This is a genomic window from Tabrizicola sp. (assembly GCF_016792905.1).
Lineage (GTDB): Bacteria > Pseudomonadota > Alphaproteobacteria > Rhodobacterales > Rhodobacteraceae > Tabrizicola.
The window spans coordinates 14,892-38,259 of record NZ_JAEULP010000089.1 but is presented as its reverse complement, the minus strand read 5'-3'; the positions used below and the strand labels follow the sequence as shown (position 1 = coordinate 38,259).

22 protein-coding genes and 1 tRNA gene are annotated in these 23,368 nt (G+C 66.3%); 15 read left to right on the top strand and 8 right to left on the bottom strand.

Annotated features, from left to right (window positions below; translation table 11 throughout):
• The 3 genes from JNL31_RS18955 to JNL31_RS18945 form a co-directional block, all read left to right on the top strand.
• A partial coding sequence (locus JNL31_RS18955; protein WP_366928956.1) for a class I SAM-dependent methyltransferase occupies positions 1–664 on the top strand: 664 nt, incomplete at its 5' end.
• 57 nt (positions 665–721) lie between these two features.
• Positions 722–1,804, top strand: coding sequence for a phenylalanine--tRNA ligase subunit alpha (gene pheS, locus JNL31_RS18950; protein WP_294976861.1), 1,083 nt, complete (start codon positions 722–724; stop codon positions 1,802–1,804).
• The gene (locus JNL31_RS18945; protein ID WP_294976859.1) at positions 1,805–2,260 is read left to right on the top strand and encodes a hypothetical protein; all 456 of its coding nucleotides are present in this window, start codon (positions 1,805–1,807) and stop codon (positions 2,258–2,260) included. It abuts the gene before it with no gap.
• A 33-nt stretch (positions 2,261–2,293) separates the two neighbouring features.
• On the opposite strand, the gene JNL31_RS18940 is transcribed toward JNL31_RS18945, so the two are convergent.
• From JNL31_RS18940 to JNL31_RS18925, 4 genes are read right to left on the bottom strand one after another with little or no spacing between them, the layout of a single operon-like run.
• Positions 2,294–3,460 carry a TIGR03862 family flavoprotein gene (locus tag JNL31_RS18940; RefSeq protein ID WP_294976857.1) on the bottom strand — a complete coding sequence of 389 codons (1,167 nt, stop codon included), beginning with the start codon at positions 3,458–3,460 and terminating at the stop codon, positions 2,294–2,296.
• The gene (locus JNL31_RS18935; RefSeq protein ID WP_294976855.1) at positions 3,453–4,745 is read right to left on the bottom strand and encodes a mechanosensitive ion channel domain-containing protein; all 1,293 of its coding nucleotides are present in this window, start codon (positions 4,743–4,745) and stop codon (positions 3,453–3,455) included. The genes JNL31_RS18940 and JNL31_RS18935 overlap by 8 nt, the downstream gene beginning before the upstream one ends.
• Before the next feature lie 3 nt (positions 4,746–4,748).
• A complete protein-coding gene (gene speB, locus JNL31_RS18930) occupies positions 4,749–5,696 on the bottom strand; it encodes an agmatinase (protein WP_294976851.1) in 948 nt (315 codons plus the stop codon).
• Entirely contained in the window at positions 5,693–6,319 is a 627-nt protein-coding gene (locus tag JNL31_RS18925) for an enoyl-CoA hydratase/isomerase family protein (RefSeq protein WP_294976848.1), read from the bottom strand. Before JNL31_RS18925 ends, speB begins: the two co-directional genes overlap by 4 nt.
• Positions 6,320–6,419: 100 nt before the next feature.
• Between JNL31_RS18925 and JNL31_RS18920 the strand changes: the two genes are divergently transcribed.
• The 4 genes from JNL31_RS18920 (at position 6,420) to JNL31_RS18905 (ending at position 12,738) form a co-directional block, all read left to right on the top strand.
• Positions 6,420–7,928, top strand: a complete 1,509-nt coding sequence (locus JNL31_RS18920) for a DUF2125 domain-containing protein (RefSeq protein ID WP_294976846.1) — start codon at positions 6,420–6,422, stop codon at positions 7,926–7,928.
• Between the two features lie 87 nt (positions 7,929–8,015).
• Complete coding sequence (locus JNL31_RS18915; protein WP_294976843.1) at positions 8,016–9,359, top strand: TldD/PmbA family protein; 1,344 nt, start codon at positions 8,016–8,018, stop codon at positions 9,357–9,359.
• Complete coding sequence (locus JNL31_RS18910) at positions 9,346–10,125, top strand: 3'(2'),5'-bisphosphate nucleotidase CysQ (RefSeq protein ID WP_294976841.1); 780 nt, start codon at positions 9,346–9,348, stop codon at positions 10,123–10,125. The genes JNL31_RS18915 and JNL31_RS18910 overlap by 14 nt, the downstream gene beginning before the upstream one ends.
• A 144-nt stretch (positions 10,126–10,269) precedes the next feature.
• Positions 10,270–12,738 (top strand): DEAD/DEAH box helicase, encoded by a 2,469-nt coding sequence (locus tag JNL31_RS18905; protein ID WP_294976839.1) that lies wholly within the window; start codon positions 10,270–10,272, stop codon positions 12,736–12,738.
• Positions 12,739–12,889: 151 nt separating this feature from the next.
• Here JNL31_RS18905 and JNL31_RS18900 read toward each other — a convergent pair.
• From JNL31_RS18900 to JNL31_RS18885, 4 genes are all read right to left on the bottom strand, one after another.
• A tRNA-Thr gene (locus JNL31_RS18900) sits at positions 12,890–12,965 on the bottom strand.
• Positions 12,966–13,014: 49 nt separating this feature from the next.
• Positions 13,015–14,463, bottom strand: coding sequence for a heme biosynthesis HemY N-terminal domain-containing protein (locus JNL31_RS18895; RefSeq protein ID WP_294976870.1), 1,449 nt, complete (start codon positions 14,461–14,463; stop codon positions 13,015–13,017).
• The gene (locus JNL31_RS18890) at positions 14,463–15,599 is read right to left on the bottom strand and encodes a hypothetical protein (protein ID WP_294976836.1); all 1,137 of its coding nucleotides are present in this window, start codon (positions 15,597–15,599) and stop codon (positions 14,463–14,465) included. Before JNL31_RS18890 ends, JNL31_RS18895 begins: the two co-directional genes overlap by 1 nt.
• 52 nt (positions 15,600–15,651) lie before the next feature.
• Positions 15,652–16,392: a uroporphyrinogen-III synthase gene (locus JNL31_RS18885; RefSeq protein ID WP_294976833.1), complete on the bottom strand. Its 741-nt coding sequence runs from the start codon at positions 16,390–16,392 to the stop codon at positions 15,652–15,654.
• A gap of 44 nt (positions 16,393–16,436) precedes the next feature.
• Here JNL31_RS18885 and tsaD point away from each other — a divergent pair, with 44 nt between their 5' ends.
• The 8 genes from tsaD to JNL31_RS18845 all read left to right on the top strand — a co-directional run bounded on the left by tsaD (position 16,437) and on the right by JNL31_RS18845 (position 23,240).
• Complete coding sequence (gene tsaD, locus JNL31_RS18880; RefSeq protein WP_294976830.1) at positions 16,437–17,525, top strand: tRNA (adenosine(37)-N6)-threonylcarbamoyltransferase complex transferase subunit TsaD; 1,089 nt, start codon at positions 16,437–16,439, stop codon at positions 17,523–17,525.
• Positions 17,522–18,478: an NAD(P)H-dependent glycerol-3-phosphate dehydrogenase gene (locus JNL31_RS18875; RefSeq protein WP_294976827.1), complete on the top strand. Its 957-nt coding sequence runs from the start codon at positions 17,522–17,524 to the stop codon at positions 18,476–18,478. Before tsaD ends, JNL31_RS18875 begins: the two co-directional genes overlap by 4 nt.
• Before the next feature lie 2 nt (positions 18,479–18,480).
• Positions 18,481–18,753: a YciI family protein gene (locus JNL31_RS18870; RefSeq protein WP_294976867.1), complete on the top strand. Its 273-nt coding sequence runs from the start codon at positions 18,481–18,483 to the stop codon at positions 18,751–18,753.
• Positions 18,750–19,169, top strand: coding sequence for an EVE domain-containing protein (locus JNL31_RS18865; RefSeq protein WP_294976864.1), 420 nt, complete (start codon positions 18,750–18,752; stop codon positions 19,167–19,169). The genes JNL31_RS18870 and JNL31_RS18865 overlap by 4 nt, the downstream gene beginning before the upstream one ends.
• Positions 19,170–19,224: 55 nt before the next feature.
• Complete coding sequence (locus tag JNL31_RS18860; protein ID WP_294976825.1) at positions 19,225–19,926, top strand: GntR family transcriptional regulator; 702 nt, start codon at positions 19,225–19,227, stop codon at positions 19,924–19,926.
• 114 nt (positions 19,927–20,040) lie between these two features.
• Positions 20,041–21,000, top strand: coding sequence for a dihydrodipicolinate synthase family protein (locus tag JNL31_RS18855; protein WP_294976823.1), 960 nt, complete (start codon positions 20,041–20,043; stop codon positions 20,998–21,000).
• A 4-nt stretch (positions 21,001–21,004) separates the two neighbouring features.
• Positions 21,005–22,237 (top strand): FAD-binding oxidoreductase, encoded by a 1,233-nt coding sequence (locus tag JNL31_RS18850; protein ID WP_294976821.1) that lies wholly within the window; start codon positions 21,005–21,007, stop codon positions 22,235–22,237.
• Position 22,238: 1 nt separating this feature from the next.
• Positions 22,239–23,240 (top strand): 4-hydroxyproline epimerase, encoded by a 1,002-nt coding sequence (locus tag JNL31_RS18845; RefSeq protein ID WP_294976819.1) that lies wholly within the window; start codon positions 22,239–22,241, stop codon positions 23,238–23,240.
• The last annotated feature ends 128 nt before the right edge of the window (positions 23,241–23,368 follow it).

The following is a 23,368-nucleotide window of genomic DNA, read 5'->3' as shown; positions in this document are numbered from 1 at the left end:
GCTGTTCAAGATGGAGCACTACCTGGAGGTCTATGACGCGCTTCTGGCCGATTGGCAGGGGCGCGATGTGTCGTTCCTGGAGATCGGCGTCTACAAGGGCGGCTCGATCCCGATGTGGCAGGACTTCCTCGGGCCGGGTTCTCGACTGGTGTTCCTCGACATCGACCCGGCCTGTGCCGCCCTGGCCCTGCCGGGGACCAAGGTGGAGATCGGCGATCAGGCGGACCCGGTGTTCCTGGAGCGGGTGGGAGCCAGTCACGGGCCGTTCGACCTGATCGTCGATGATGGCGGGCACCAGATGCAGCAGCAGGTCACCAGTTTCCGCCACCTCTGGCCGAGGCTGGCCGACCGGGGGCTCTATATCGTCGAGGACGTGCATACGAGCTATTGGCCGGGGTTCGGCGGGGGTTTCAGGGAGCCTGCGAGTTTCATCGAATTCGCCAAGGACCTGATCGACCGGATGCATTCCTGGTATACCGAGGACGATGCCGGGTTCCCGCTGCATCCGCTGGCGCGGGAGATCGGCAGCATCCGGTTCTTCGATTCGCTGGTGGTGATCGAGAAGCGGCTGAAGGAGGCTCCGGTGGCCTTGACGGCGCAGAACGGGCAGGTCGCGCGGTCGCGGAGGATGCTGGAGGTGCGGGGGCGGAGGTCGATCTTCTGAACCTTGCATCGCGGGGGCTTCGCCTTTAGCAGGGAAGCCGATTTGCGGGAGACTGACATGGACGGGATCGACACGCTCAAGGCCAGGTATCTGGCGGCGGTGGCCGGCGCGGCGGACGAGGCCGGGCTGGAAGAGGTCCGCGTCGGTGCGCTGGGCAAGAAGGGCGAGATTTCCGCGCTGATGGCCGGTCTGGGGAAGATGGACCCGGATCAGCGGAAGGCGGCGGGGGCGAGCCTGAACGCGCTGAAGGACGAGATCGACGCGGCCTTGCGGGCGCGTAAGGTGGCGCTGGGCGATGCGGCGCTGGACGAGCGGCTGAAATCGGAATGGCTGGATGTGACGCTGCCCGGGCGGCCTCGCCCGCGGGGGACGATCCATCCGGTGTCGCAGGTGATGGAAGAGCTGACGGCGATCTTTGCCGACATGGGGTTCTCGGTGGCCGAAGGGCCGCAGGTGGAATCCGACTGGTACAACTTCGACGCGCTGAACATCCCGCCGGAACACCCCGCGCGGCAGGAGCATGACACGTTCTTCATGGCGCGGGCCGAGGGCGACAACCGCCCGCCGCATGTGTTGCGGACCCATACCAGCCCGGTGCAGATCCGGGCGATGATGGATCAGGGCGCGCCGATCCGGGTGATCGCGCCGGGGCGGGTCTACCGGATGGACATGGACCAGACGCATACGCCGATGTTCCATCAGGTGGAGGGGCTGGCGATCGATCGGTCGATCAGCATGGCCAACCTGAAATGGACGCTGGAGGAATTCTGCCGGGCGTTCTTCGAGGTGGACAAGGTGGAACTGCGCTTCCGCGCCTCGCATTTCCCGTTCACCGAGCCTTCGGCAGAGGTCGACATCAGATATTCCAACGTGGGCGGCCAGTTGAAGATCGGCGAGGGCGACAAGTGGATGGAGATCCTCGGGTCCGGCATGGTGCATCCGAAGGTGCTGTCGGCGGCGGGGGTGGACCCGACCCAGTGGCAGGGCTTTGCCTTCGGCATGGGGATCGACCGGATCGCGATGCTGAAATACGGCATCCCCGACCTGCGGGCGTTCTTCGAGGCCGATCTGCGCTGGCTGCGGCACTACGGGTTCTCGGCGCTGGACGTGCCGGACCTGGCGGGGGGGCTTTCGGCCTGAATGGAGGACCCGGACCTTTCCGCCCGCAAGCACCTGGCCGCGAATGACCCGGGTTTTCCGGCGCGGCGGGAGGAGGCCTGGGGGCGGATCGTTGCGGCAGTGGACGCGGTGCTGCGGCCTGCGGGCTATGTGCTGACCAAGACGACCTGGAGCCGGGTTTCGGCGGCGGGGAAGTCGGCGGTGCATTTGCAGCGGGATCGCTATGGCTGGGATGTGCGGATCGTGCTGCGGTTCGTCACTCCCGAAGGCGAGGTGCCGGATAATCCGGACTGGCCGGGCGGCGAGGATGTGGCGCTGGCCGCGTTCTTCCAACAGTCGGCGGGTGATCCGGGTACGCTGGCGTTCGTGGATGTGCTGGAGCAGCCGGAGCGCCTTGATCTGGCGGTGGAGGTGGTGCGCGAGCAGGTGCTGCCGTGGTTCGAAGCGCTGCATCAGGACCACCCGCCCCGGACTTGATCCGGGGCCTCCCGCAACCCATGAGGCCCCGGATCAAGTCCGGGGCGGGGTATGTTGCAAGTGCCGGTGCGCCGCCATCCCCGCCCAGCGGCCTGTGGCCCATGAAGCGGTGAGCAGGTAGCCGCCGGTCGGGGCCTCCCAGTCGATCATTTCTCCACAGACGAAGGTGCCCGGAAGGGCTTTCAGTTCCAGATCCGAGGTCAGGGCGTCCCATGACACGCCTCCCGCAACCGAGATGGCTTCGTCCAGCGGACGGGGGCCTTGCAGCGGGATTTGCAGGTGTTTCAGATGCACGAAGGGCTGGTGCCGGGCGAATTCCATCACCAGTGCAATCTGCGCCTTGTCGAGGCCAAGCTTGCGCAGGCGGTTGGTGGTGCTTTCGCCGGGTTTCATGTTTGCGAGGCGACGGGTGATCTGGTCCTGGCTGAGGTCGGGGAGCAGGTCGAGCGCGAGCGGAGCGCCGTCGCGTAGGTACTTGTATATACTGTATATACCGCCACCCTCGATCCCCTTCACCGAAAGGACGAATTCGCCACGCTCGCGGCGGGGTCCGGCGTTCAGGGCTATACCCTTGATCGGCTTGCCGAAATATGGGCTCATGTGCGGCGACCAGTCGACACGGAAGCCCATGTTGGCGGGTTTCCAGTCGGTGATCTGCACACCCTTTTCGCGCAGCCATGGCACCCAGGCTGCGTCAGAGCCGAGACGCTGCCAACTCGCTCCGCCAAGGGCAAGGATGGTGACTTTGGGGGTAAGCCTCTGCGCGCCGGTCGGGGTATCGAAGGTGAGGGCCTTGCCGTCGAAGCCGGTCCAGCGCCAGCGGGTGCGGATCTCGACGCCTTGCGAGGTCAGGCGTTGCAGCCATGCCCGCAACAGCGGGGAGGCTTTCATCGCGACGGGAAAGACGCGGCTGGACGAGCCTGTATATACCTCCTGACCCAGGGCACGGCACCAGGCCTGGACTTCCGCAGGGCCGAATTTCTGAAGGATCGGAAGGAGTTGCGGGGCATCGTAGCGGGTGACGAAGGTTTCCCAAGGTTCATCCTTGGTGACGTTCAGGCCGGATTTCCCGGCCATCAGGAATTTGCGGGCGACGGTGGGTTTGGCCTCGACAACAATGACTTGCGCGCCGGTCTTCGACAATTCTTCGGCGGCCATAAGCCCGGCTGGGCCTGCTCCGATGACCAGGGCGTCAGGCACCGGGGGCGTTCCGCAGTTCGACGACGCGGTGGGGATAGGGCATCCCGATCCCGGCCTCTTTCAGCGCGTTCCAGATCGCGAAAAGGACGGGGGACCCGTATTTGTTCTTGCCGTCGTCGATGCCGGACACCCAGTATTCCACCGCGAAGTCGACGCTGCTTTCGCCAAAGCCGCGCAATTCGCAATCCGGGCCATCTGGCTGTTGCAGGATGAAGGGGAGTTTCGAGACCGCGCGCTCGATCAGATCGGGCACGATGTTTATGTCGGTCTCGTAAGCCACTGAAAACAGAGCTTCATAGCGATTGGCGCTGCCCTGGTCGGAGTAGTTCACCACGCGGGTGGTGATGAAATGCTCGTTCGGGATGACGATCCACTTGCCGTCGAAGGTTTCCAGAATGCAGGCGCGGGCGGTCATCTTGACGATGGTTCCCCTCTCGCCGCCGTCGAGTTCCACATAGTCGCCGACGGTGGTCTGGCCTTCGAGGAGCAGGATGATGCCCGAGACGAAGTTGGCGGCGATCTGTTGCAGGCCAAGGCCGATGCCGACGCCGAGCGCGCCGCCGAGGACGGCAACGGCGGTCAGGTCGATGCCCATGATCGACATCAGGAGCAGGAAGGCCGCGCCGAAAATGGCGACCTCGCTGGCCTTGATCGCCAGCTCGCGGGTGGCGGGGCGGAGGTCGGGTTGCGCCTTGATGTAGCCGGCCGACTGGTGGTTCGACCAGGAGCCGAGCCAGAACAGCAGCGACCCGGCGATCAGACCGCGGATCAGGGCGAGTGCGGTGAACTCGATGTTGCCGAGGTTGACCTGGGCGGCGTTCAGGCGGTCGGTGACGTCGTCGAGCAGGCCGAGCGCATAGAGCGCTGCCACGGGCAGCAGGACGTAGCGGCCCAGCAGTTTGAGGAAGCCGGAGGGCAGGACCCTGCGGACGAACTCCAGCGCGGCGAGGAAGAGGAATACGCGCTTGCCGAAGGCGATGACCTCGCCTGTGCCGAAAGTGGCGCGGGTCAGGCCTTCGCCCACGGCGGTCAGAGCGTAGGCGAGGAGGGGAAGGAGGAGCGGCAGGAAGAGGAGGGCGAAGCGGCGGAGGCGGGCGATCAGGTGGGTGGCTTCGGGCTTCGGCGTCAGGGTGCCTTCAAGAATGGGCGTCAGGCGGCGGGCCAGCAGGCGGGCGATGAAATAGGCGAGGATCAGGAGAGCGAATTGCGAGAGCGCCGCGGGCGAGGCGAGCCAGCCGAGGGCGGTATCGGTGGCCTGTTGCAGCCAGACCTGAAGCTTTTCCATGCGTTAACGCTTCGAATTGTGGGCGATGCGCCCGATGGTGTTGAGCAGGATCTGCGCGGCGAGGATCGCGGTCATGCCGGAATGGTCATAGTCGGGGGCCACTTCGACCAGGTCGATGCCGATGATGTTGCCCTGCTTCGTCAGGCCGTCGATCAGCTCCAGCACTTCGTAGTACAGGAAGCCGCCATGCGAGGGGGTGCCGGTGCCGGGGGCGATGGAGGGGTCGAAGCCGTCAATGTCGAGGGTCAGGTAGTAGTCGACGCCTTTCGGGATGCGGGCGAGGGTGGCTTCGATGCCCAGCTTACGGACTTGGCGGACGGAGAGGATGTCGTCGCCCATCTTGCGCGCGGCGTCATACCCGTCCTTGGCGGTGGAGGAGACGTTGCGGATGCCAAGGGCGGTGATGCCCTTGACGTGGTCCTGTTCGGCGGCGCGGCGCATCGGGTTGCCGTGACCGTGGCGGACGCCGTGGCGCACGTCGACGAAATCGAGGTGGGCGTCGATCTGGATGATGTGCAGGGGGCGGCCCGCGAAGGCGCGGATGCAGGGGATGTTGATGGAGTGGTCGCCGCCGAGGACCACGGGGATCGCGCCCGCGGCGAGGATGGCGCGGACGCCGGTCTCGATATTGGCGTGGGAGGTTTCGGTATCGGTGTGGACGATGTCGGCGTCGCCGATGTCGAGGATGCGGGTGCCTTCCAGGTAGGTCACGTCGTCTTCGTGGTCATAGGCGCCGCCGTGGCCGAAGGAGAAGAGGGTGGAGGCTTCGCGGATCGAACGTGGGCCGAAGCGGGCCCCGGCGCGGAACTGGGTGCCGAAGTCGAAGGGGGCGCCGAGGATTGCGAAGTCGGCGTCGATCTTCGACCAGTCGGGTTGGTAGGGGTTTTTGCCGAAGGTCGAGATGCCGACGAAGGGCAGGTTCAGGCGGCCTTTGTCGTAGCTGTTCGTCATGGCGTTCCCCCGTTTGTCATGAGTTTCAGGGCCATGACATGCCCCGGATCGGCCGCAAGTGCCGCCTCTGCCAGCGACATGGCGGTGTCGGTCAGGGCCCCGGGGGCGCAGATGCGGTCGATCAGGCCCCAGGCGAGGGCGGTTTCCGCGTCGATCCGCTGGGCGGCGAGGAGGATCATCCTGGCGCGAGAGGGACCGATGAGGGCGGCAAGGCGGGCGGGGTCCGAGGGCTGCGGGCGGTAGCCGAGACGCATGACGGGGTAGAAGAAGTTGGCCGAGGGGACGGCGATGCGCAGGTCGCAGGCCAGCGCCACGCCCATTGCCCCGCCCGCGAGTGTGCCGTTCAACGCGGCGATGGAAAGGCCGGGGAAGGCGGCGATCGCGGCGGAGGCGTCCTCCCAGGCGGGGGAGAGGCCAAGGCCGGCCTTCATGCCCTCAAGATCGGCTCCGGCAGAGAAGACCTTGCCTTCGCCGGTCAGCATCAGGACCTTGGCGCCATTGGTGGCCGCATCAGTTGCGGCGGAGGCGAGGCCTTCCAGCATGGCCTCGGTCAGCGCATTGGCCTTGTCCGGGCGGGCGAGCGTGATGATGCAGCCGTCGCCTGCATTCCGGACCTTGATCATGACCGCACCCCTCCGGCTTTCCCGACCGGGGAATCCCTTGACGCCCCGGACACGAGATAGAAAGGTTGCGGCAGCGAATTCAACCCGAAAGGCATATGTCATGAGCCGTGCGCTTACCTGTTCCTCAGCGATTGGCCTTGTGTTCCTGGCCACTGGTGCCTGCGCCGATGTCACCCCGCAGGAAGTCTGGGCCAGCTGGCAGGCGATGATGACCTCGGCCGGGCAGGAACTGACGGTCGGGAATACGGCGGACAGCGGCCAGGCGGTCGAGGTGTCGGATTTGGCCGTGACCTACAAGGACCAGCTGGGCGGCAGCGCCTTGCTGACCTTCGACAAGCTGGTGTTCAAGGACAACGGGGATGGCACGGTCACGGTGACGATGCCGGACAGCTATCCGATCCAGATGGCCTTCCCGAAACAGGATGACGGGCCGGGGTCGATAAAGCTGACCGTCAGCCAGCCGGGTGCGGCGATCATTGCCGGGGGAAGCGCCACCGAGACGAGCTACAAGATCACCGCGCCCGAGACGAAGATCACGCTGGATGAGGTGACGGGTCAGGACGGGAAGGTGCTGGAAACGACCGGCGATCTTGCGCTGTCCGGGCTGGAGGGAAGCTACCTGGTCACCAAGACCGGTGAGACGATGGGGCTGGATTCGGCCTTCGCGGCCAAGTCGGCAGTCCTTACCATTGCCGGGAAAGAGGCGGACGGATCGGGCGACGGCAAGGTTAAGATCAGTTTCGCCGATCTGAACGGCGCGACGAAGGGCAATTTCCTGAACCCCGAGTTGATGGCGAACATGGCTCTGGCGCTGAACAGCGGGTTCACGATGGATACATCCCTGAGTTTCGGGACGATGGCGATGGATGTCGACATTACCGAGGCCTCTGGACCGACGAAGCTGGTCGCCAATGCCACCGGCGGAGGCCTGGTGCTGGCGATGAACAAGGACCGGATGAACTACGGTACCTCGCTGACCGGGGCCAAGTTTACCATGTCGGGGGCCGAAATCCCGTTCCCGCAGGTCGAGGTGGCCTTTGCGGAGAGCGGGTTCAACGTGCTGATGCCGGTGACGAAGTCCGACAGCCCGCAGGATTTTGCCTTCCTGACCAAGGTGGTGGACTTTACGGTGTCGGAGGATGTCTGGGGCCTGTTCGACCCGGCGGGATCCTTGTCCCGGGAACCGGCGACCTTCATTGTCGACCTGAAGGGCACGGGGTTCTGGACCAAGGATATCATGGACCCGGAGGTGCAGACCGACGCTGGCGACCTGCCGGGCGAGTTGCACAGCCTGGACCTGACGCAGGTGCTGGCCAAGGCCGCGGGGGCGGAGGTTGCCGCGACGGGGGCGCTGACGTTCGACAACACGGACATGCAGACCTTTGGCGGGGTGCCGCGGCCGGATGGCAAGGTGACGGTCAACATCAAGGGCGTGACCAAGCTGGTCGATAACCTGATCGCGCTGGGCATCGTGTCGGAAGACGATGCGATGGGCTTCCGCATGGGGCTGGCGATGTTCGCCAAGCCGGGCGCGGGGCCGGATGAGCTGGTCTCGGAGATCGAGTTCAAGGAGGGCGGGTTCTTCGCCAACGGGATGCGGATGCAGTAGGCGGCTGAGCCGGGTGGCCTGCCTGCCCGGCCTTGCACCTGATGGCGGGGGGGGCTACCTCATCCCGGTGAATACAGGAACCGCGCGATGACCCCCAGCCTTTCCGACCTGAGCCATGCCCTTCTGGACGCCGCCCGCAAGGCGGGGGCGGAAAGTGCCGACGCGCTGGCGGTGGCCGGCACGGCGCTATCGATCGAAATCCGCAAGGGCGCGCTGGAGCAGGCGGAGCGGTCGGAGGGCGTGGAGATCGGGCTTCGCGTCCTGATCGGGCGGCGGCAGGCCTGCGTGTCGGCCTCGGATACCTCAAGCGCCACCATAACCGCACTGGCCGAACGAGCGGTCGCGATGGCGCGCGAGGCACCGGAGGATGCGACCGTGGGGCTGGCGGAGGCGTCGCAGCTGGCTTCGGGTTGGGATGTTGGAGCGCTGGACCTCGCCGATCCGGCGGGAGAGCCGGGAGCGGCGGTGCTGGAGGCTTCGGCCCGGTCGGTCGAGGCGGCAGCGCTGGACTCTGCGGGGATCACCCAGGTCGAGGCCTCGGCGGCCTACAGCCAGCGGGCGCTGCATCTGGCGGCGACGAACGGGTTTTCCGGAGGCTACGGGCGGACCTCGACCTCGCTGTCGGCGGTTGCCTTCACCGGGCAAGGCACCGAGATGCAGCGGGACTATGCGGGCGAGGGGCGTATATACGCGGCCGACATGCCCTCGGCGGAGGAGATCGGACGGCTGGCGGCGGAACGGACCTTGCAGCGCGTGGGGTCGGTGAAGCCGAAGACCGGCACCTATCCGGTGGTCTATGACGAGAGGGTCGCGGCCTCGCTGGTGGGGCATCTCTTGTCGGCGATCAACGGGACCTCGATTGCTCGGGGGTCAAGCTGGGCGCGCGATCTGTTGGGGAAACAGGTGCTGCCTGCGGGGCTGTCGCTGGTGGAAGACCCGCATCGGGCGCGGATCGGGTCGTCGCGGCCCTTCGACGGCGAGGGGCTGGCGACCCGGCGGCGCGAGATCGTGGCGGATGGGGTGTTGACCGGCTGGGTGCTGGACCTGGCGACGGGGCGGAAGCTGGGGATGGCCTCTACGGCGAATGCGTCGCGGGGGACTTCGGCACCACCGTCGCCGTCGACGACGAACATTGATCTGACCCAAGGGGTTGTGGGACGTGCGGAGCTGCTGAAGCAGATGGGAACGGGGCTGCTGGTCACGTCGATGATCGGCTCGACCATCAACCCGACGACGGGGGACTATTCGCGCGGGGCCTCGGGGTTCTGGGTGGAGAATGGGCAGCTCGCCTATCCGGTGCATGAATGCACCATTGCGGGGAACCTGCGCGACATGCTGCTGCGGATCGTCCCGGCGAATGACGCGCGGGCGCATCTGTCGACGCGGGTGCCGTCCATCCTGATCGACGGGATGACCCTTGCCGGCGCGTGACCTGGCCCTCTTGACCGAGGCTGCGCGGGAGGCAGGCCGCATCGCCTTGCGCTTCTGGCGGCGGGAACACAAGGTCTGGGACAAGGGGGGCGAGCACGGGCCGGTGACGGAGGCCGACCTCGCCGTCAACGACATGCTGAAGGCACGGCTGCTGGCGGCGCGGCCGGGTTACGGTTGGTTGTCGGAGGAGACGCCGGATTCCGCCGAGAGGCTGGCTGTAGATACAGTCTTCATCGTAGATCCCATCGATGGAACCCGCGCCTTTGTGGCGGGGGAAGAGTCGTTCGCGCATTCCCTGGCGGTGGCGCATCAGGGCCGGGTGACGGCGGCGGTCGTGTATCTACCGGCGCTGGATCGTATATACACCGCTTCGGAGACCGCCTCGCCGATGAAGGACGGACAGCCGATCATGGCCAGCGGGCGCGAGCGGCTGGAGGGGGCCAACATTCTGACGACGAAGGCAAATCTGGTGCCGGAGAAATGGCCGGGCGGGGTGCCGGAGATAACGCGGAGCTTCCGGGCCTCGCTGGCCTACCGGATGTGCCTGGCGGCAGAGGGGCGGTTCGACGGAATGCTTACCCTGCGCGACACCTGGGAGTGGGACATCGCGGCAGGGTCGCTGATCGCGGAGCGGGCGGGGGCAGCGGTGACGGATCGGCTGGGGAATGCGCTCCGGTTCAACACGCCGGGGGCGATGGCAGCGGGCGTGCTGGCCCTGCCGCCGAAGCTGCATGCCGATGCCGTCGCGCGGTTGACCGGGGCATAGGGCCTATACAGCCCCCGGCAATTGGGATACTGGCCGCCCACGGTCGAGATTCCGGAATTGTGGGCGAGGAGGCCCGCACCAAAGGGACAGGGGCCGTTTGGCTTGTACGGGCGCAGAAGCCGCCCCCCTTTGGAAAAGACATCCATGACGATTGAAAACGTGGCCGCGCCGCTGGCGCAGGCTTTGGCCGACAAGGGCTATGAGACGCTGACCTCGGTGCAGGAGGCGGTGCTGGCGGAAGGTGTGGCCGGGCGCGACGCGCTGGTCTCGGCGCAGACCGGATCGGGCAAGACGGTGGCCTTCGGCCTTGCCGTTGCGCCGGAGATTCTGGGCGGGCAGGACGTGCTGCTGTATGCCGACAAGCCCATCGCGCTGGCGATTGCGCCCACGCGGGAGCTGGCCCTGCAGGTCGCGCGCGAGCTGGAATGGCTTTACGCGGGGGCGCAGGCCAAGCTGGCGACCTGCGTCGGCGGGATGGACTATCGGACCGAGCGGCGGGCACTGGAGCGGGGGGCGCATATCGTCGTCGGCACCCCCGGCCGCTTGCGCGACCATATCGAACGCGGGTCGCTGGACCTGTCGGGCGTCCGGGCCGTGGTGCTGGACGAGGCGGACGAGATGCTGGACCTGGGCTTCGCCGAGGATCTGGAGTTCATCCTGGCGGCGGCTCCGCCGGAACGCCGGACGCTGATGTTCTCGGCCACCGTGCCGAAGGAAATCGAGAAGCTGGCGGGCGAGTTCCAGAAGGATGCGCTGCGGATTGTCGCGCAGGGCGAGGCGAAGCAGCATGTCGACATCGAATATCGGGCGATCTCTGTCGCGGTGCGCGACCGGGAACATGCGATTTTCAACGTGCTGCGCTTCTATGAGGCGCGGACGGCCATCGTTTTCTGCAAGACACGGGTGAACGTGAACCATCTGCTTGCCCGGATGGGCAACCGGGGGTTCCAGGTCGTCGCGCTGTCCGGCGAGTTGAGCCAGCAGGAGCGGACCCATGCATTGCAGGCGCTGCGCGACGGGCGGGCGCGGGTCTGCATCGCGACCGACGTTGCGGCGCGGGGCATCGACCTGCCGGGGCTGGAACTGGTGATCCACGCCGACCTGCCGTCGAATTCCGAGACGCTGCTGCACCGCTCGGGCCGCACCGGGCGCGCCGGGAAGAAGGGCGTTTCGGCGCTGATCGTGACTCCGTCCGAGTTCAAGAAGGCGCAGCGGCTGTTGTCGGGCGCGAAGGTCGTGGCGGAATGGGGCCCGGCGCCGGGCGCGGATGACGTGCAGGCGAAGGACGACCTGCGCATTCTGGAGCATCCCGCGCTGACTGCCCCGGTGGGCGATGAGGCGGGGATCGCGGGCGACCTGCTGGAGCAGTTCGGAGCCGAGGCGCTGGCGGCAGCCTTCGTGCGGCTGTGGCGCGAGGGGCGATCGGCGCCCGAGGTGCTGTCGACCGATGCGGCGATGCCTGCGCCATCAGCTCCGCGCGAACGGGGGGAGTTCGGGCCTTCGGTCTGGTTCCGCATCGGCGTGGGTCGTTCGGGCCGGGCCGAGGCGCGCTGGCTTCTGCCGAAGATCTGCGATGCGGGCAGCATCGGCAAGGACAGCATCGGCGCGATCCGGGTGCGCGAGGACGAGACTTTCGTGCAGATCGCGGAAGGCGTGGCGGACAAGTTCCGGCAGCAGATCGACCTCGACAAGGGCCTGATGATGGAGCGGATCGAGGGCGAACCTGACTTCGATCGCCCGCGCTTCGACAAGCCCCGGTTCGAGCGCCCGGTGCGCCCGGAACGGGCAGAGCGGCCCGAGCGGCGGGAGAAACCGGCCTATGTGCCGAAGCCGCCGCGGGTGGTCGAGGAGGATGGCGAGGTCGCCGAGGCTGCCCCGAAGCCGAAGGCCAAGTATGACGATCGCCCTCGCGTGGCCCCTTCGGAGGCGCGGCCCGAGCGGAAGGATGATCGTCCGGCGCGGAAGTCCTACGAGGAACGCGCGCCGCGTCCCGAGGGTGACGAGGATCGCGCGCGCAAGCCGCGCTGGTCGCCGGACCAGAAGGCCGCTCCGCGCTCGGCGGGGTTCAAGAGCCACGGCGGGCCGGCGGACAGGCCAGGCCGGGCGGCGGGCTACAAGAGCCATGGGGCAGAGGGCGGCACCAAGGGCAAGTCGGAAGGCTGGAAACCGCGCGAGGACGGTGACCGCCCGGCGCGGAAGCCTTATGCGGGCAAGACCGAAGGTTACAAGCCTCGGGGAGAGGGCCATGCCCCGCGTGAGGACGGGGAGCGTCCGGCGCGGAAGCCTTACGCAGGTAAATCCGAGGGTTACAAGCCGCGCAGCGAGGGATTCAAGCCGCGTGAGGACGGTGAGCGTCCCCGCAAAGCCTATGCTCCGAAGGGCGAAGGCTTCCGGCCGCGCGAGGATGGTGACCGTCCGAAGAAGACCTATGCCCCCAAGGGCGACGAGGCGCGGCCCTTCGTGAAGCGCGAGGGTGCCGGAAAACCGGGTGGGTTCAAGAGCCATGCGGCGGGGGGCAAGAAGCCCTTCGACAAACCGAGGGTCGAGAAGCCCAAAGCGGATGCGCGGGATACATCGAAGCGGTTCGTGCCGCCGAAGGGGCCGAAACGCTGATCGGCCCCGGGTTGCCCCCACCCTTTCCCTCCCCACGAGGGGGAGGAAAGCGCGGGATGGAAGTGTCCCAAGCGGCGATAGGTCCTACAAGCAAGCCGCCGTCTCCATCGGGACCGGCGGCTTCTGCATATCCGGGGATTTCAGAGAAGAATGGTGCCGGTGAAGGGACTCGAACCCCCGACCCCATCATTACGAATGACGTGCTCTACCAGCTGAGCTACACCGGCATTCTTCCCTGGGCGGGCTCTTAGCACTGCCCATCCGGACTGTGTAGCCCTAATTTGCGCGCCGGGCGATCTCGTCAGGCGGCAGCGGTTCTTCCTCGGGTGGCGGCGGTTCGGGTTCCGGTGCAGGGCGGGCGTCCATCAGCGGCAAAAGTTCGGCGAGGGCGGGCGAGGCGCTGGTTGTCGGGGGCGTCTTCCACGACAGCGTGTCGAAACTGCCGCAATTGTCGCAGACCGGCTGCCAGCCATCATGGATCGCATGGCACTTGTCGCAGACCCATTGCGGCCCGCGCGGCGCGGCAATCGCGCGGGCGACAAGATCGCGGACGATGGAATCTTCCGCCCCCTCGCCCCGCGCAATCGCCGCCATGATCGCCAGCGACCGCTGGGTCGGCGCGCGAGTGGCAACGTCATCCAATGCGCGACGGGCACCGGGGAAGTCCTCAGTCGCCACCAGAAGCTCGGCCAGAAGCATCTTCGATTCATCCGCGTCCGGCCGGGCGTTGGTCAGTGTGCGGAAGCGCTTCAGGCGCTCCTGCGGGGTCTCGTCGGGCTCGATTTCGGCGAAGGCGGCGGCGAGGTCGGGGTGGGGCAGGACCTCCCAGGCCTTTTTCAGCACGCGGGTCGCGTTCTTCCTGTCGCCCTTCGCCACATAGCCACGCGCAGCCATCGCGGCGGCGGGGATCAGGTCGGGCGACAGCCTGTTCGCCTCGATCGCCGCTTCGCGCGCCTCGATGCTGGCATCTTCATCCATCACGGTCCGGGCCTGTTGCAGGGCAAGGACGGCATCGCGCCGGCGATAGACGTCCTTGGGCAAGGTCCCGGCCTTCAGCTTCGCACCCAGGGTCGAGCGTGCGCCTGACCAGTCACCCGCATCGGATTGCAGCTTCAACAGGATGTCCTGCGTTTCCGCATGTTTGGGACGCAGCTCGAAGGCCTTCTCGGCCAGCTTCAGCGCCACCTCGCGATCGCCCTCCGAGAGTTTCTGCTGCAAGAGACCGCGCACGCCGACGAACCGTGTCGCGTCTTCTTTCAGCAGGGCCTTGTAGGCCTCGGTCGCGCGCTTGTGGTCCCCGGCGGCTTCGGCGGCCTGCGCGACAAGGAGTGTGGTCAGTTCCGGCTTGCCGAGCAGCCGTTCCGCATTCTGGGCGCGGGTCAGGGCCAGGCGCGGCTCGCCCGAGGCCAGCGCCATCATGCCTTCCGACAGCGCCCGGTAGCCCTTCCGCTCGCGGTTGCGGTCGAAATAACGTGAAATGGCGGTCTCATCGCCATTCAGAAACCTGAACGTGGCGGCGAGAAGGCCGAGAATGCGCAGCGCGAGCCAGACCGCGATGAAGAGCAACAGCCCGAGGATCACCGCCTGAACCGGGCCGATGGTGAACTCCCAACCGGCAACGGTAATGCGCGCGGCTTCGCCGGTTTCCGACAAGAGCCCCGCCCCGAGCGCCAGTGCGCCGATCAGGACGACGAAGAGGATGACCTTTGTCAGCGACCAGAGCATCATTCCCCCCGTGCGGCTTGCAGTGCGGCTGCGGCGGCAAGATGGGCCTTCGCCTCGGCGATCCAGGGTTCCAGTGGGGCCTTGATCGTCGGGTCAAGCGGATCGACCTCGGACAGCGCATCGGAGACCCGTCCTTCGGACAGAGCGAACTCGGCGCGGGACAGGATGGCGCCGGGGGTATCGCCCTCCTGCGGGGTCAGGGATCGCGCCCCGGTCTGGGCGGCCAGGAAATCGACGATGCGGGTGCCCCAGCCATCCTCGGCGCTGGTTTCGTGCGAAATGCGCAGGGCTTCGCGCGCGGCATCGGGGAAGCTGGCGCGCAGCGCCTCAAGCGTGGGCACACCCGTCGCAGCCGAGGTTCCGAGCGCGTCGGTAAGGGACTGGTCGCCCAGTGCCTGCAACTCGGTCGCATAGGGCTTGCCCGAAGTCACAGCGGCAGTCAGGCTGTCGAGCGCCTTGGCCCGCGCCGCGCTTGCCGCTGCGGCCTCTGCCTCGGACGCGCGGGCGGTGGCGGCGGTCTCGGCCTCGGTCAGGCGGGACAGGGCATCGTCCAGCTTCTGCTGCAGGGCCGCGTCGTTTCCGCCTTTAGGCAGGCTGGCGAGCCTTTGCTCCAGATCGGCAAGCTTGGCGGTCAGTGCGGCTGTCGAAGCGCCACCTTCGGCGGGCATCGCCTCGATGGCGGCAAGGCGCTGGTCCAGCGTGTCAAGGCGGGACAGGTCAGGCGCCGCGGGAGCAGGTGCGGTTTCCAGCGTCGCGACCCGGTTTTCCAACGCGGCGATCTGATTGCCAAGTTTGTCGAACGTGCCGGCCTGCTGCTGGGTGGTGTCGTTCAATTGCGCGGTGAGCGTTGCCAGGGCGGCGGAACTGTCCGGTACGGCGAGGCCGAAGACATTGAAATGCGACAGGGCAAAGCCGCCGAGCGCCGCCAGCGCGCCGCCCAGAAGCGGGCCGAGGATACCCGGGCGCCGGGGCGGGGAAGGGGGTGGCGGCGCGGATGGGCGCGGGTCCGGCTCAGGGGAAGGTTCCACTGGCGCCAATGTCTCGACCTCGACGGTGAACGGTTCGACGGCTGCAGGTTCTTGCGTGCGGACGTCGGACAAATCGGTTTCCGGCGGCGCGTCCTTGCGTCTGGTCATGCTGCGGCCCTTTCCGTCCCTGGCGTAACCTAAGCACTGGCCGCCTGAGTGTTCAAGGCGGTGACATGTCGGCAAGCAAGGTTTCGACGGCCTCAAGCATGCCGGGGGCATCAGGGTGCCGTGCAACGATCAGCCCGGCATGAGCGACGCCTGGAAGGGCTTCGGCGACAGAGCTGCTGATGGTCACGAAGTACAGTGCGGCGCGGTGATCTTTCGGCAGGGCCTTCTGGAAAAGCTGCGCTGTCCGTGGTGAGAACAGCGGAACCAGCACGGGACGGGCCGATCGAAGCAAGTCGATGGCTTCCGGCGAAAGTGGCTGGGCTTGCTGCTCATACACTATCGCAACATCACCATATATACAAAGTTCGTTTAGTTTTTCCAGTATGTTACCAGACGTATCTACACCTCGTAGATACAGAATCCTGCCATCCGGCGGCTCTGACCGGATCATCCTGACAAGGTCGTCTGCCGTCCCGTCCGCCGATTTCGCGAGAAAGCCGGCAGCCGTTGCCGCCGCCGCCGTCTTGCGGCCTACGCACCAGGCAAGGCGGGGCAGTTCGATGCCCAGCCGACGCGCGCCTTCGACGCCATGTGCCGAGGTGAAGGCGACCGCCACATGGTTTCCGGACGGAATCTCGGGGGTCAGGTAACGAGGCGCGATCAGGGGGGAGACGACGGGACGCAGCCTGTCCCCGAAACGGGCAGTAAGGGCGGCGGCAAACCCCTCGCTTTCGGCCCTGGGGCGCGTCAGCAGGACCGGGGTCCCGGATAACAGTTCGGATTGTCTCGCCATGTCTGCGGTGTTACCTGCCGGGAACCCTTCATGCAACGGCGGCCATGGACCGGACCCTGACCCTATTGGGCATCGAATCGAGCTGTGACGATACCGCGGCGGCGGTCGTTCGGCTGGCGCCCGGCGCAGCGCCCGAAATCCTGTCGTCGCAGGTGCTGGGGCAGACCGCGCTGCATGAGGCCTTCGGTGGAGTTGTGCCGGAGATCGCCGCCCGCGCCCATGCCGAACGGCTGGACGGAGTTGTGGAAGAGGCGCTGGCCACGGCGGGGGTCACGCTCGACCAGATCGATGCGATTGCGGTGACGGCGGGGCCGGGGCTGATCGGTGGGGTCCTTTCCGGCGTGATGCTGGCGCGGGGGCTGGCGGCGGCGAAGGGCTTGCCGCTGGTGCCGGTCAATCACCTTGCAGGCCATGCGCTGACGCCGCGCCTGACCGACGGAATTCCCTTTCCGTACCTCATGTTGCTGGTGTCGGGCGGGCATTGCCAGTTTCTGCTGGTTCAGGGAGCCGATCGTTTCGTTCGACTGGGCGGAACCATTGACGACGCCCCGGGCGAGGCCTTCGACAAGACGGCCAAGCTTCTGGGGCTGCCTCAACCGGGTGGACCTTCGGTCGAGGCAGAGGCGGCGCTGGGCGATGCCAGCCGGTTCCGGTTTCCCCGGCCTCTGTTGGACCGCGAAGGCTGCGACATGTCCTTCTCGGGCCTGAAGACCGCGCTACTGCGGGGGCGGGATGCGCTGGTCGCCGAGAAGGGCGGAATCACCGTACAAGACCGGCGCGATCTTTGCGCCGGGTTCCAGGCGGCGGTAGCCGAAGTTCTGGCAAAGAAGACGGCACGAGCGCTGGACATGGCAGGAGAGCCGCCAACGGCCCTGGCCGTGGCGGGTGGTGTGGCGGCAAACAAGGCGATCCGGGCCATGTTAGAGACTGTTTCGACCCGCGCGGGCGTGCCTTTCCTGGCCCCGCCCCTGCGGCTGTGCACCGACAATGCCGCGATGATCGCCTGGGCGGGACTCGAAAGGTTGCGTGCGGGTCTATCGCACACGACTGATTTCGTCGCGCGTCCACGCTGGCCACTTGATGACCGCGCTCCGGCGCTGCTCGGGTCTGGGAAGAAGGGGGCCAAGGCATGATCGGGATAGCGGGGGCGGGTGCATTCGGAACCGCGCTTGCGGTGGCATTTGCCCGAAGCGGCTGCGAGGTCCGGCTCTGGGCACGGGACCCGGATCTGGTCCGGTACATGCGGGACACCCGGCGGAATGGGACTGCGTTGCCGGGGGTGAACCTGCCTGAAAACGTCTCTGTTCATGCCGAAATCGCAGAAATTTGTGGAGGCAAAGCCCTGCTTCTGGCGATGCCGATGCAAGCCCTGGGCGGCGCGCTGGATGCCCTGCCGCAGATCGACGACCGGCAGCCGCTGGTCGCCTGCTGCAAGGGCGTGGACCTGGCGACGCTGCGTGGCCCGGTCGCGGTGATCGAGGCCCGGCGGCCCGGCGCTCAGGCGGCGATCCTGACGGGTCCGAGCTTCGCTGTGGATATTGCCAGGGGCCTGCCGACGGCGCTGACGCTGGCGACGAGGGGTGATGGCGCGGCGCTGCAAGAGCTGCTCTCTACCCCGACCCTGCGGCTTTACCGGACCGATGATGTGATCGGCGCGGAGCTTGGCGGGGCGCTGAAGAACGTCATCGCCATCGCCGCCGGAACCGTGATCGGCGCGGGCCTTGGCGACAGCGCGCGCGCGGCGCTGATGACCCGGGGCTATGCCGAGATGGTGCGCCTGGCCGGGTCGCTGGGCGCAAGGCCCGAAACGCTGGCGGGCCTGTCGGGCTTTGGCGACCTGGTGCTGACCTGCACCTCGGCGCAGTCGCGGAATTTCCGCTATGGCTGTGCGCTGGGAAGGGGCGAGGCGTTCGATCCCAAGGTCACGGTCGAAGGCGTGGCGACGGCCCGTGCCGTCGTGAAACTGGCCAACGGCATGGGCATCGACATGCCGGTGACGGCAATGGTCAATGCCCTTGCCCTTGGGAAGATCGCACTGAATGATGCCATCGGGCTTTTGATGAACCGGCCCCTGAAACAGGAATGACCATGCGCTACGCCTTGATCTGCCTCGATAAACCGAACGCCCTGCAAACCCGTGTCGACAACCGCGCGGCGCATCTCGCGTATATACAGGAAACCGGCGTGGTCGAGCAGGCCGGTCCCTTTATCGACGCGGCGGGGCAGATGTGCGGCAGCCTGCTGGTCCTGGGGGTCGACTCCAAGGCGGAGGCCGAGACCTGGGCGGCGTCGGACCCCTATGGCAAGGCGGGGTTGTTCCAGTCGGTGATGATCCAGGAATGGAAGCGGGTGATCGGATGAACCATTGGCTGTTCAAATCCGAACCCGACGTCTGGGGCTGGGACCACCAGATCGCCAAGGGCGATGAGGGCGAGGAATGGCACGGGGTGCGCAACTATCAGGCGCGCAACAACATGCGGGCGATGAAGATCGGCGACCGGGGGTTCTTCTACCACTCCAACGTCGGGAAAGAGATCGTTGGAATCGTCGAGGTTTGCCGGGAAAGCGCCCCGGACAGCACGACGGACGACCCGCGCTGGGACTGCGTCTGGATCAAGGCGGTCAAGCCCCTGAAGCGGGCGATCAGCCTGGAAGACTGCAAGGTCACGCCCGGGCTTGAAAAGATGGTGCTGGTCAACAACTCGCGCCTGTCAGTGCAGCCGGTCAGCGCCGAGGAATGGGCGATCATTTGCCGGATGGGTGGCCTGGAGCCCTGAAGCTTGCGCCGCGAACGGCGTGCTGTATTCCTTCTGTCGACAAGCGGGGCGAGCCATGACTGACACAGAAGACCAGCAGGAACGCAAGCGCGGCACCGGGGCACGGTTCGTCTATGACACGCTGCGGGACGAGATCCTGAACCTTGTCCTGCAACCGGGTGAGCCGATTGACGAAATCGGCCTGGCCGAGCGGCTGTCGATGTCGCGCACCCCGATCCGCGAGGCGCTGGTCCGGCTGGCGGGCGACGGGCTGGTGACGCTGCTGCCGAACCGTTCCACCGTCGTCAGCCAGATCGACTTTCCGAACCTGCACCATTTCTTCGATGCCCTGACGCTGATGTATCGCGTCACCACCCGGCTGGCGGCGCAATTCCATGACGCGGGCGATCTTCAGGCGATCCGCGCCCGGCAGGCGATCTTTGCGGAGGCTGTGATTGCGGGTGACACGGCGGGGATGATCCAGCTCAACCGCGACTTTCACGTCGCCATCGCCGAGGCGGGTCGGAACCCCTACTACCTCCAGCTTTTCTCGCGCCTGCTGGATGAGGGGCGGCGTATCCTGCGGCTGTATTACTACCCCAGCTTCGAGCCTGCCTTGCCGCATCCGTATATACAGGAGCACGAGGCGATCATCGCGGCCGTCGCTGCGCGGGATGTAGATACATGCGATCGGCTGGCGAAGGAACATGCCGACAAGATCGTCCGCCAAATCCAGGACGTGATGGCCCGAGATTTGCGGCAGAACATCGAAATCTGAAACGCCCTTCTTTTATCCAACTGAAAACACGTATTAAAATCTTGTCGACAAACTAAATACAATGCCTATGCTGTTCTCAGGATGCGGAATCGGCCGCGACAGGAGGATTGGAACATGAAGTCGGATATCTTCTCGGGCACGATTCCGGCCCTGATGACGCCCTGCAAGGCGGATCGCACGCCGGACTTTGACACGCTGGTCGCCAAGGCGACGGAACTGGTGGGCCTGGGCATGTCGGCGGTCGTCTACTGCGGCTCGATGGGCGATTGGCCGCTTCTGACCACCGAACAGCGGATGGAAGGGGTGGAGCGGCTCGTGAAGGCCGGGATCAAGGTTGTCGTCGGCACCGGCGCGGTGAACACCGCCACTGCCGCCGCCATTGCCGCCCATGCCCAGAAGGTCGGCGCGCATGGGCTGATGGTGATTCCCCGGCTTCTGTCGCGCGGCACCGTGGTCGCGGCGCAGCGGGCGCATTTCAAGGCGGTCCTCTCGGCGGCCCCGACCCTGCCCGCGGTGATCTACAACAGCCCGTATTACGGCTATTCGACCAAGGCCGACCTGTTCTTCCAGCTGCAGGCCGAGCATCCGAACCTCGTCGGCTTCAAGGAATTCGGCGGCTATGACGACCTGTCCTATGCGGCGAACGCGATCACCGGGGCTTCGCCCGACCTGAAGCTGATGATCGGTGTCGATACGGCAGTCTACCACGGCTACGTCAACTGCAACGCCGATGGCGCGATCACCGGGATCGGCAACGTCCTCCCGCGCGAGGTGCTGCATCTGGTGTCGCTGTGCAAGGCCGCCCAGAAGGGCGACGCCGAGGCGCGGCGGCTGGCGTTCGAACTGGACTCGGCGATGCAGGTTCTGTCCGAAGTCGATGCCGGCCCGGATCTGGTGTTGTTCTTCAAGCACATGATGCTTCTGCGCGGCGAGGCTGCCTATACGCACCACTTCAACGCCGATGACCAGTTGTCGGCCAGCCAGAAGGGCTTCATCGAAGCACAGCTGAAGCTGTTCGACGCCTGGTATGCCGACTGGGCCAAGCAGCCGGACGCGCGGAAATACGCCGCATAAGGCCATGGCGGAGGTCATCGTCATCGGCGCCGGAGTCATCGGGCTTTCGACAGCGCTGATGGCTCAGGCGCGGGGGCTTTCGGTCACGGTGGTAGACCGGGAAGGCCCAGCCGCGGGCGCCTCGGCAGGCAATGCCGGGGCCTTTGCCTTCACCGACATCCTACCGCTCGCCTCGCCCGGCATCCTGCGCAAGGCGCCGAAATGGCTGCTGGACCCGCTGGGGCCACTCAGCATCCCGCCTGCCTATGCCTTGCAGATCGCACCCTGGCTTGTCCGCTTCTGGCGCGCCTGTTCGCCCCGTGCCGTTGCCGCCTCCACCACCGCTCAGACAAGGCTGATGGACCTCTCCCGGGCGGAGTTGGAGCCGTTTCTGGCCGCCACCGGCACGCTTGGGATGCTGCGCAAGGATGGCAACCTGCAGGTCTACGAAAGCGAGGCGGAGTTCCGCGCCTCGCTGCCCGGTTGGCAGGCGCGCGAGGCGCATGGGATCGAGTTCCGGCATATGACGGCGGCGGATATGGCGGCGCTGCAACCTGGCCTTTCGCCTCGGTTCATCAAGGGCACCTTCACGCCCGGTTGGTTCTCGATCGCCGATCCGAAAGACTATGTGCTTGCCCTCGCCGACAGATTTCGCGCGCAAGGCGGGACCATCCTAACAGCCGAGGTGACGCGACTGGAGCCGCACGAGTCGGGTGTGTATATACGCACCAATGGCAAGTCCCTGAGCGCCGACAAGGTGGTGATCGCCGCCGGGGCCTTCTCGCACCGGATCGCGGCGAGCCTGGGAGAACGAATCCCGTTGGAAACCGAGCGGGGATACAATACCACCCTGCCGCCGGGGGCCTTTGACCTGCGCTGCCAGATGACGTTTGGCGGACATGGTTTCGTAATCTCGCGCTTGTCCTCGGGCATCCGCGTGGGTGGGGCGGTTGAACTGGGGGGCCTGTCACTTCCGCCGAACTACAAGCGATCCGAGGCTATGCTACGAAAAGCAAAGGCTTTTCTGCCAGACCTCAAGACCGGGGGCGGGACGCAATGGATGGGCTTCCGCCCCTCTCTTCCCGACAGCCTGCCCGCCATCGGACGGTCGAAGGCCAGCCCCCGGGTGATCCACGCCTTCGGGCACGGCCACCTGGGCCTGACCCAAAGCGCAGGGACGGCCCGGCTGGTGGCGGACCTGCTGACCGACCAGACGCCTCCGGTCGACCTGACCCCCTTCTCGCCGCAAAGGTTCTGACATGGCCGTATATACATTCTCCTGCCTCGACGGTCACACCTGCGGCAACCCGGTACGGCTGGTGTCTGGCGGCGGACCCCGGCTGGAGGGGGCGACGATGCTGGAGCGCCGGGCGCATTTCCTGAAGGATTACGACTGGATACGGACCGGACTTATGTTCGAGCCGCGGGGGCATGACATGATGTCGGGGTCGATCCTCTATCCCCCGACCCGGCCCGATTGCGACGTGGGGGTGCTGTTCATCGAGACCTCGGGCTGTCTGCCAATGTGCGGGCACGGGTTGATCGGGACGGTGACGATGGGGATCGAGAACGGGCTGATCACGCCTCGCGAACCGGGACGGTTGGCGGTGGATGCACCGGCAGGGCGCGTGGAGGTTTCGTATATACAGGAAGGCCGGTTTGTCGAGGAAGTGCGGCTGACCAATGTGCCGGGTTTCCTTTATGCAGAAGGGCTTACGGCGGAAGTCGAGGGTCTGGGCGAGGTGGTGGTGGACGTGGCCTATGGCGGCAATTTCTATGCCATCGTCGAGCCTCAGAAGGTGTTTCGCGACATGGCGGACCATACGGCTGGGGAGCTGGTGGGCTGGTCGCCGAAGCTGCGGGCGGCGCTGAATGCGAAGTACGACTTCGTGCATCCCGAGCATCCGGCGATCCGGGGGCTGAGCCATATCCTGTGGACCGGCAAGCCGACGGTGCCTAGCGCCCATGCCCGTAACGCCGTGTTTTATGGGGAAAAAGCGATTGACCGCAGCCCTTGCGGGACGGGAACCTCGGCCCGGATGGCGCAGCTGGCGGCGAAGGGGAAGCTCAAGGTGGGGGACGAGTTCCACCATGAGAGCATCATCGGGTCGATCTTCAAGGGCCGGGTCGAGGCGGCGGCGACGGTGGCCGGAAAGCCCGCCATCATCCCCTCCATCGCCGGCTGGGCGCGGCAGACGGGGATCAACACGATCTTCATCGACGACCGCGACCCGTTTGCGCATGGGTTCGTGGTGAAGTGAACCCGGGTGCGGCGTTCGGTGTGTTAGATCAAGGGGTTGGCTGTAGATACGGCGTCTTGTTTCCGTCTTGCTTGCGTCTTCCTTCCGTCTCTACGCGCGGTGCACGCGGGGGCCGTTAACCATCCGTC

Bases quoted from the DNA above. Each gene is read 5' to 3' on its own strand.
- JNL31_RS18860 (WP_294976825.1), top strand. From the start codon at position 19,225: ATGACTGACACAGAAGACCAGCAGGAACGCAAGCGCGGCACCGGGGCA.
- JNL31_RS18895 (WP_294976870.1), bottom strand. From the start codon at position 14,463: ATGCTCTGGTCGCTGACAAAGGTCATCCTCTTCGTCGTCCTGATCGGC.
- JNL31_RS18850 (WP_294976821.1), top strand. From the start codon at position 21,005: ATGGCGGAGGTCATCGTCATCGGCGCCGGAGTCATCGGGCTTTCGACA.
- JNL31_RS18890 (WP_294976836.1), bottom strand. From the start codon at position 15,599: ATGACCAGACGCAAGGACGCGCCGCCGGAAACCGATTTGTCCGACGTC.
- JNL31_RS18905 (WP_294976839.1), top strand. From the start codon at position 10,270: ATGACGATTGAAAACGTGGCCGCGCCGCTGGCGCAGGCTTTGGCCGAC.
- JNL31_RS18875 (WP_294976827.1), top strand. From the start codon at position 17,522: ATGATCGGGATAGCGGGGGCGGGTGCATTCGGAACCGCGCTTGCGGTG.
- JNL31_RS18920 (WP_294976846.1), top strand. From the start codon at position 6,420: ATGAGCCGTGCGCTTACCTGTTCCTCAGCGATTGGCCTTGTGTTCCTG.
- pheS (WP_294976861.1), top strand. From the start codon at position 722: ATGGACGGGATCGACACGCTCAAGGCCAGGTATCTGGCGGCGGTGGCC.
- JNL31_RS18925 (WP_294976848.1), bottom strand. From the start codon at position 6,319: ATGATCAAGGTCCGGAATGCAGGCGACGGCTGCATCATCACGCTCGCC.
- JNL31_RS18915 (WP_294976843.1), top strand. From the start codon at position 8,016: ATGACCCCCAGCCTTTCCGACCTGAGCCATGCCCTTCTGGACGCCGCC.
- speB (WP_294976851.1), bottom strand. From the start codon at position 5,696: ATGACGAACAGCTACGACAAAGGCCGCCTGAACCTGCCCTTCGTCGGC.
- tsaD (WP_294976830.1), top strand. From the start codon at position 16,437: ATGGACCGGACCCTGACCCTATTGGGCATCGAATCGAGCTGTGACGAT.
- JNL31_RS18870 (WP_294976867.1), top strand. From the start codon at position 18,481: ATGCGCTACGCCTTGATCTGCCTCGATAAACCGAACGCCCTGCAAACC.
- JNL31_RS18885 (WP_294976833.1), bottom strand. From the start codon at position 16,392: ATGGCGAGACAATCCGAACTGTTATCCGGGACCCCGGTCCTGCTGACG.
- JNL31_RS18855 (WP_294976823.1), top strand. From the start codon at position 20,041: ATGAAGTCGGATATCTTCTCGGGCACGATTCCGGCCCTGATGACGCCC.
- JNL31_RS18945 (WP_294976859.1), top strand. From the start codon at position 1,805: ATGGAGGACCCGGACCTTTCCGCCCGCAAGCACCTGGCCGCGAATGAC.
- JNL31_RS18845 (WP_294976819.1), top strand. From the start codon at position 22,239: ATGGCCGTATATACATTCTCCTGCCTCGACGGTCACACCTGCGGCAAC.
- JNL31_RS18865 (WP_294976864.1), top strand. From the start codon at position 18,750: ATGAACCATTGGCTGTTCAAATCCGAACCCGACGTCTGGGGCTGGGAC.
- JNL31_RS18935 (WP_294976855.1), bottom strand. From the start codon at position 4,745: ATGGAAAAGCTTCAGGTCTGGCTGCAACAGGCCACCGATACCGCCCTC.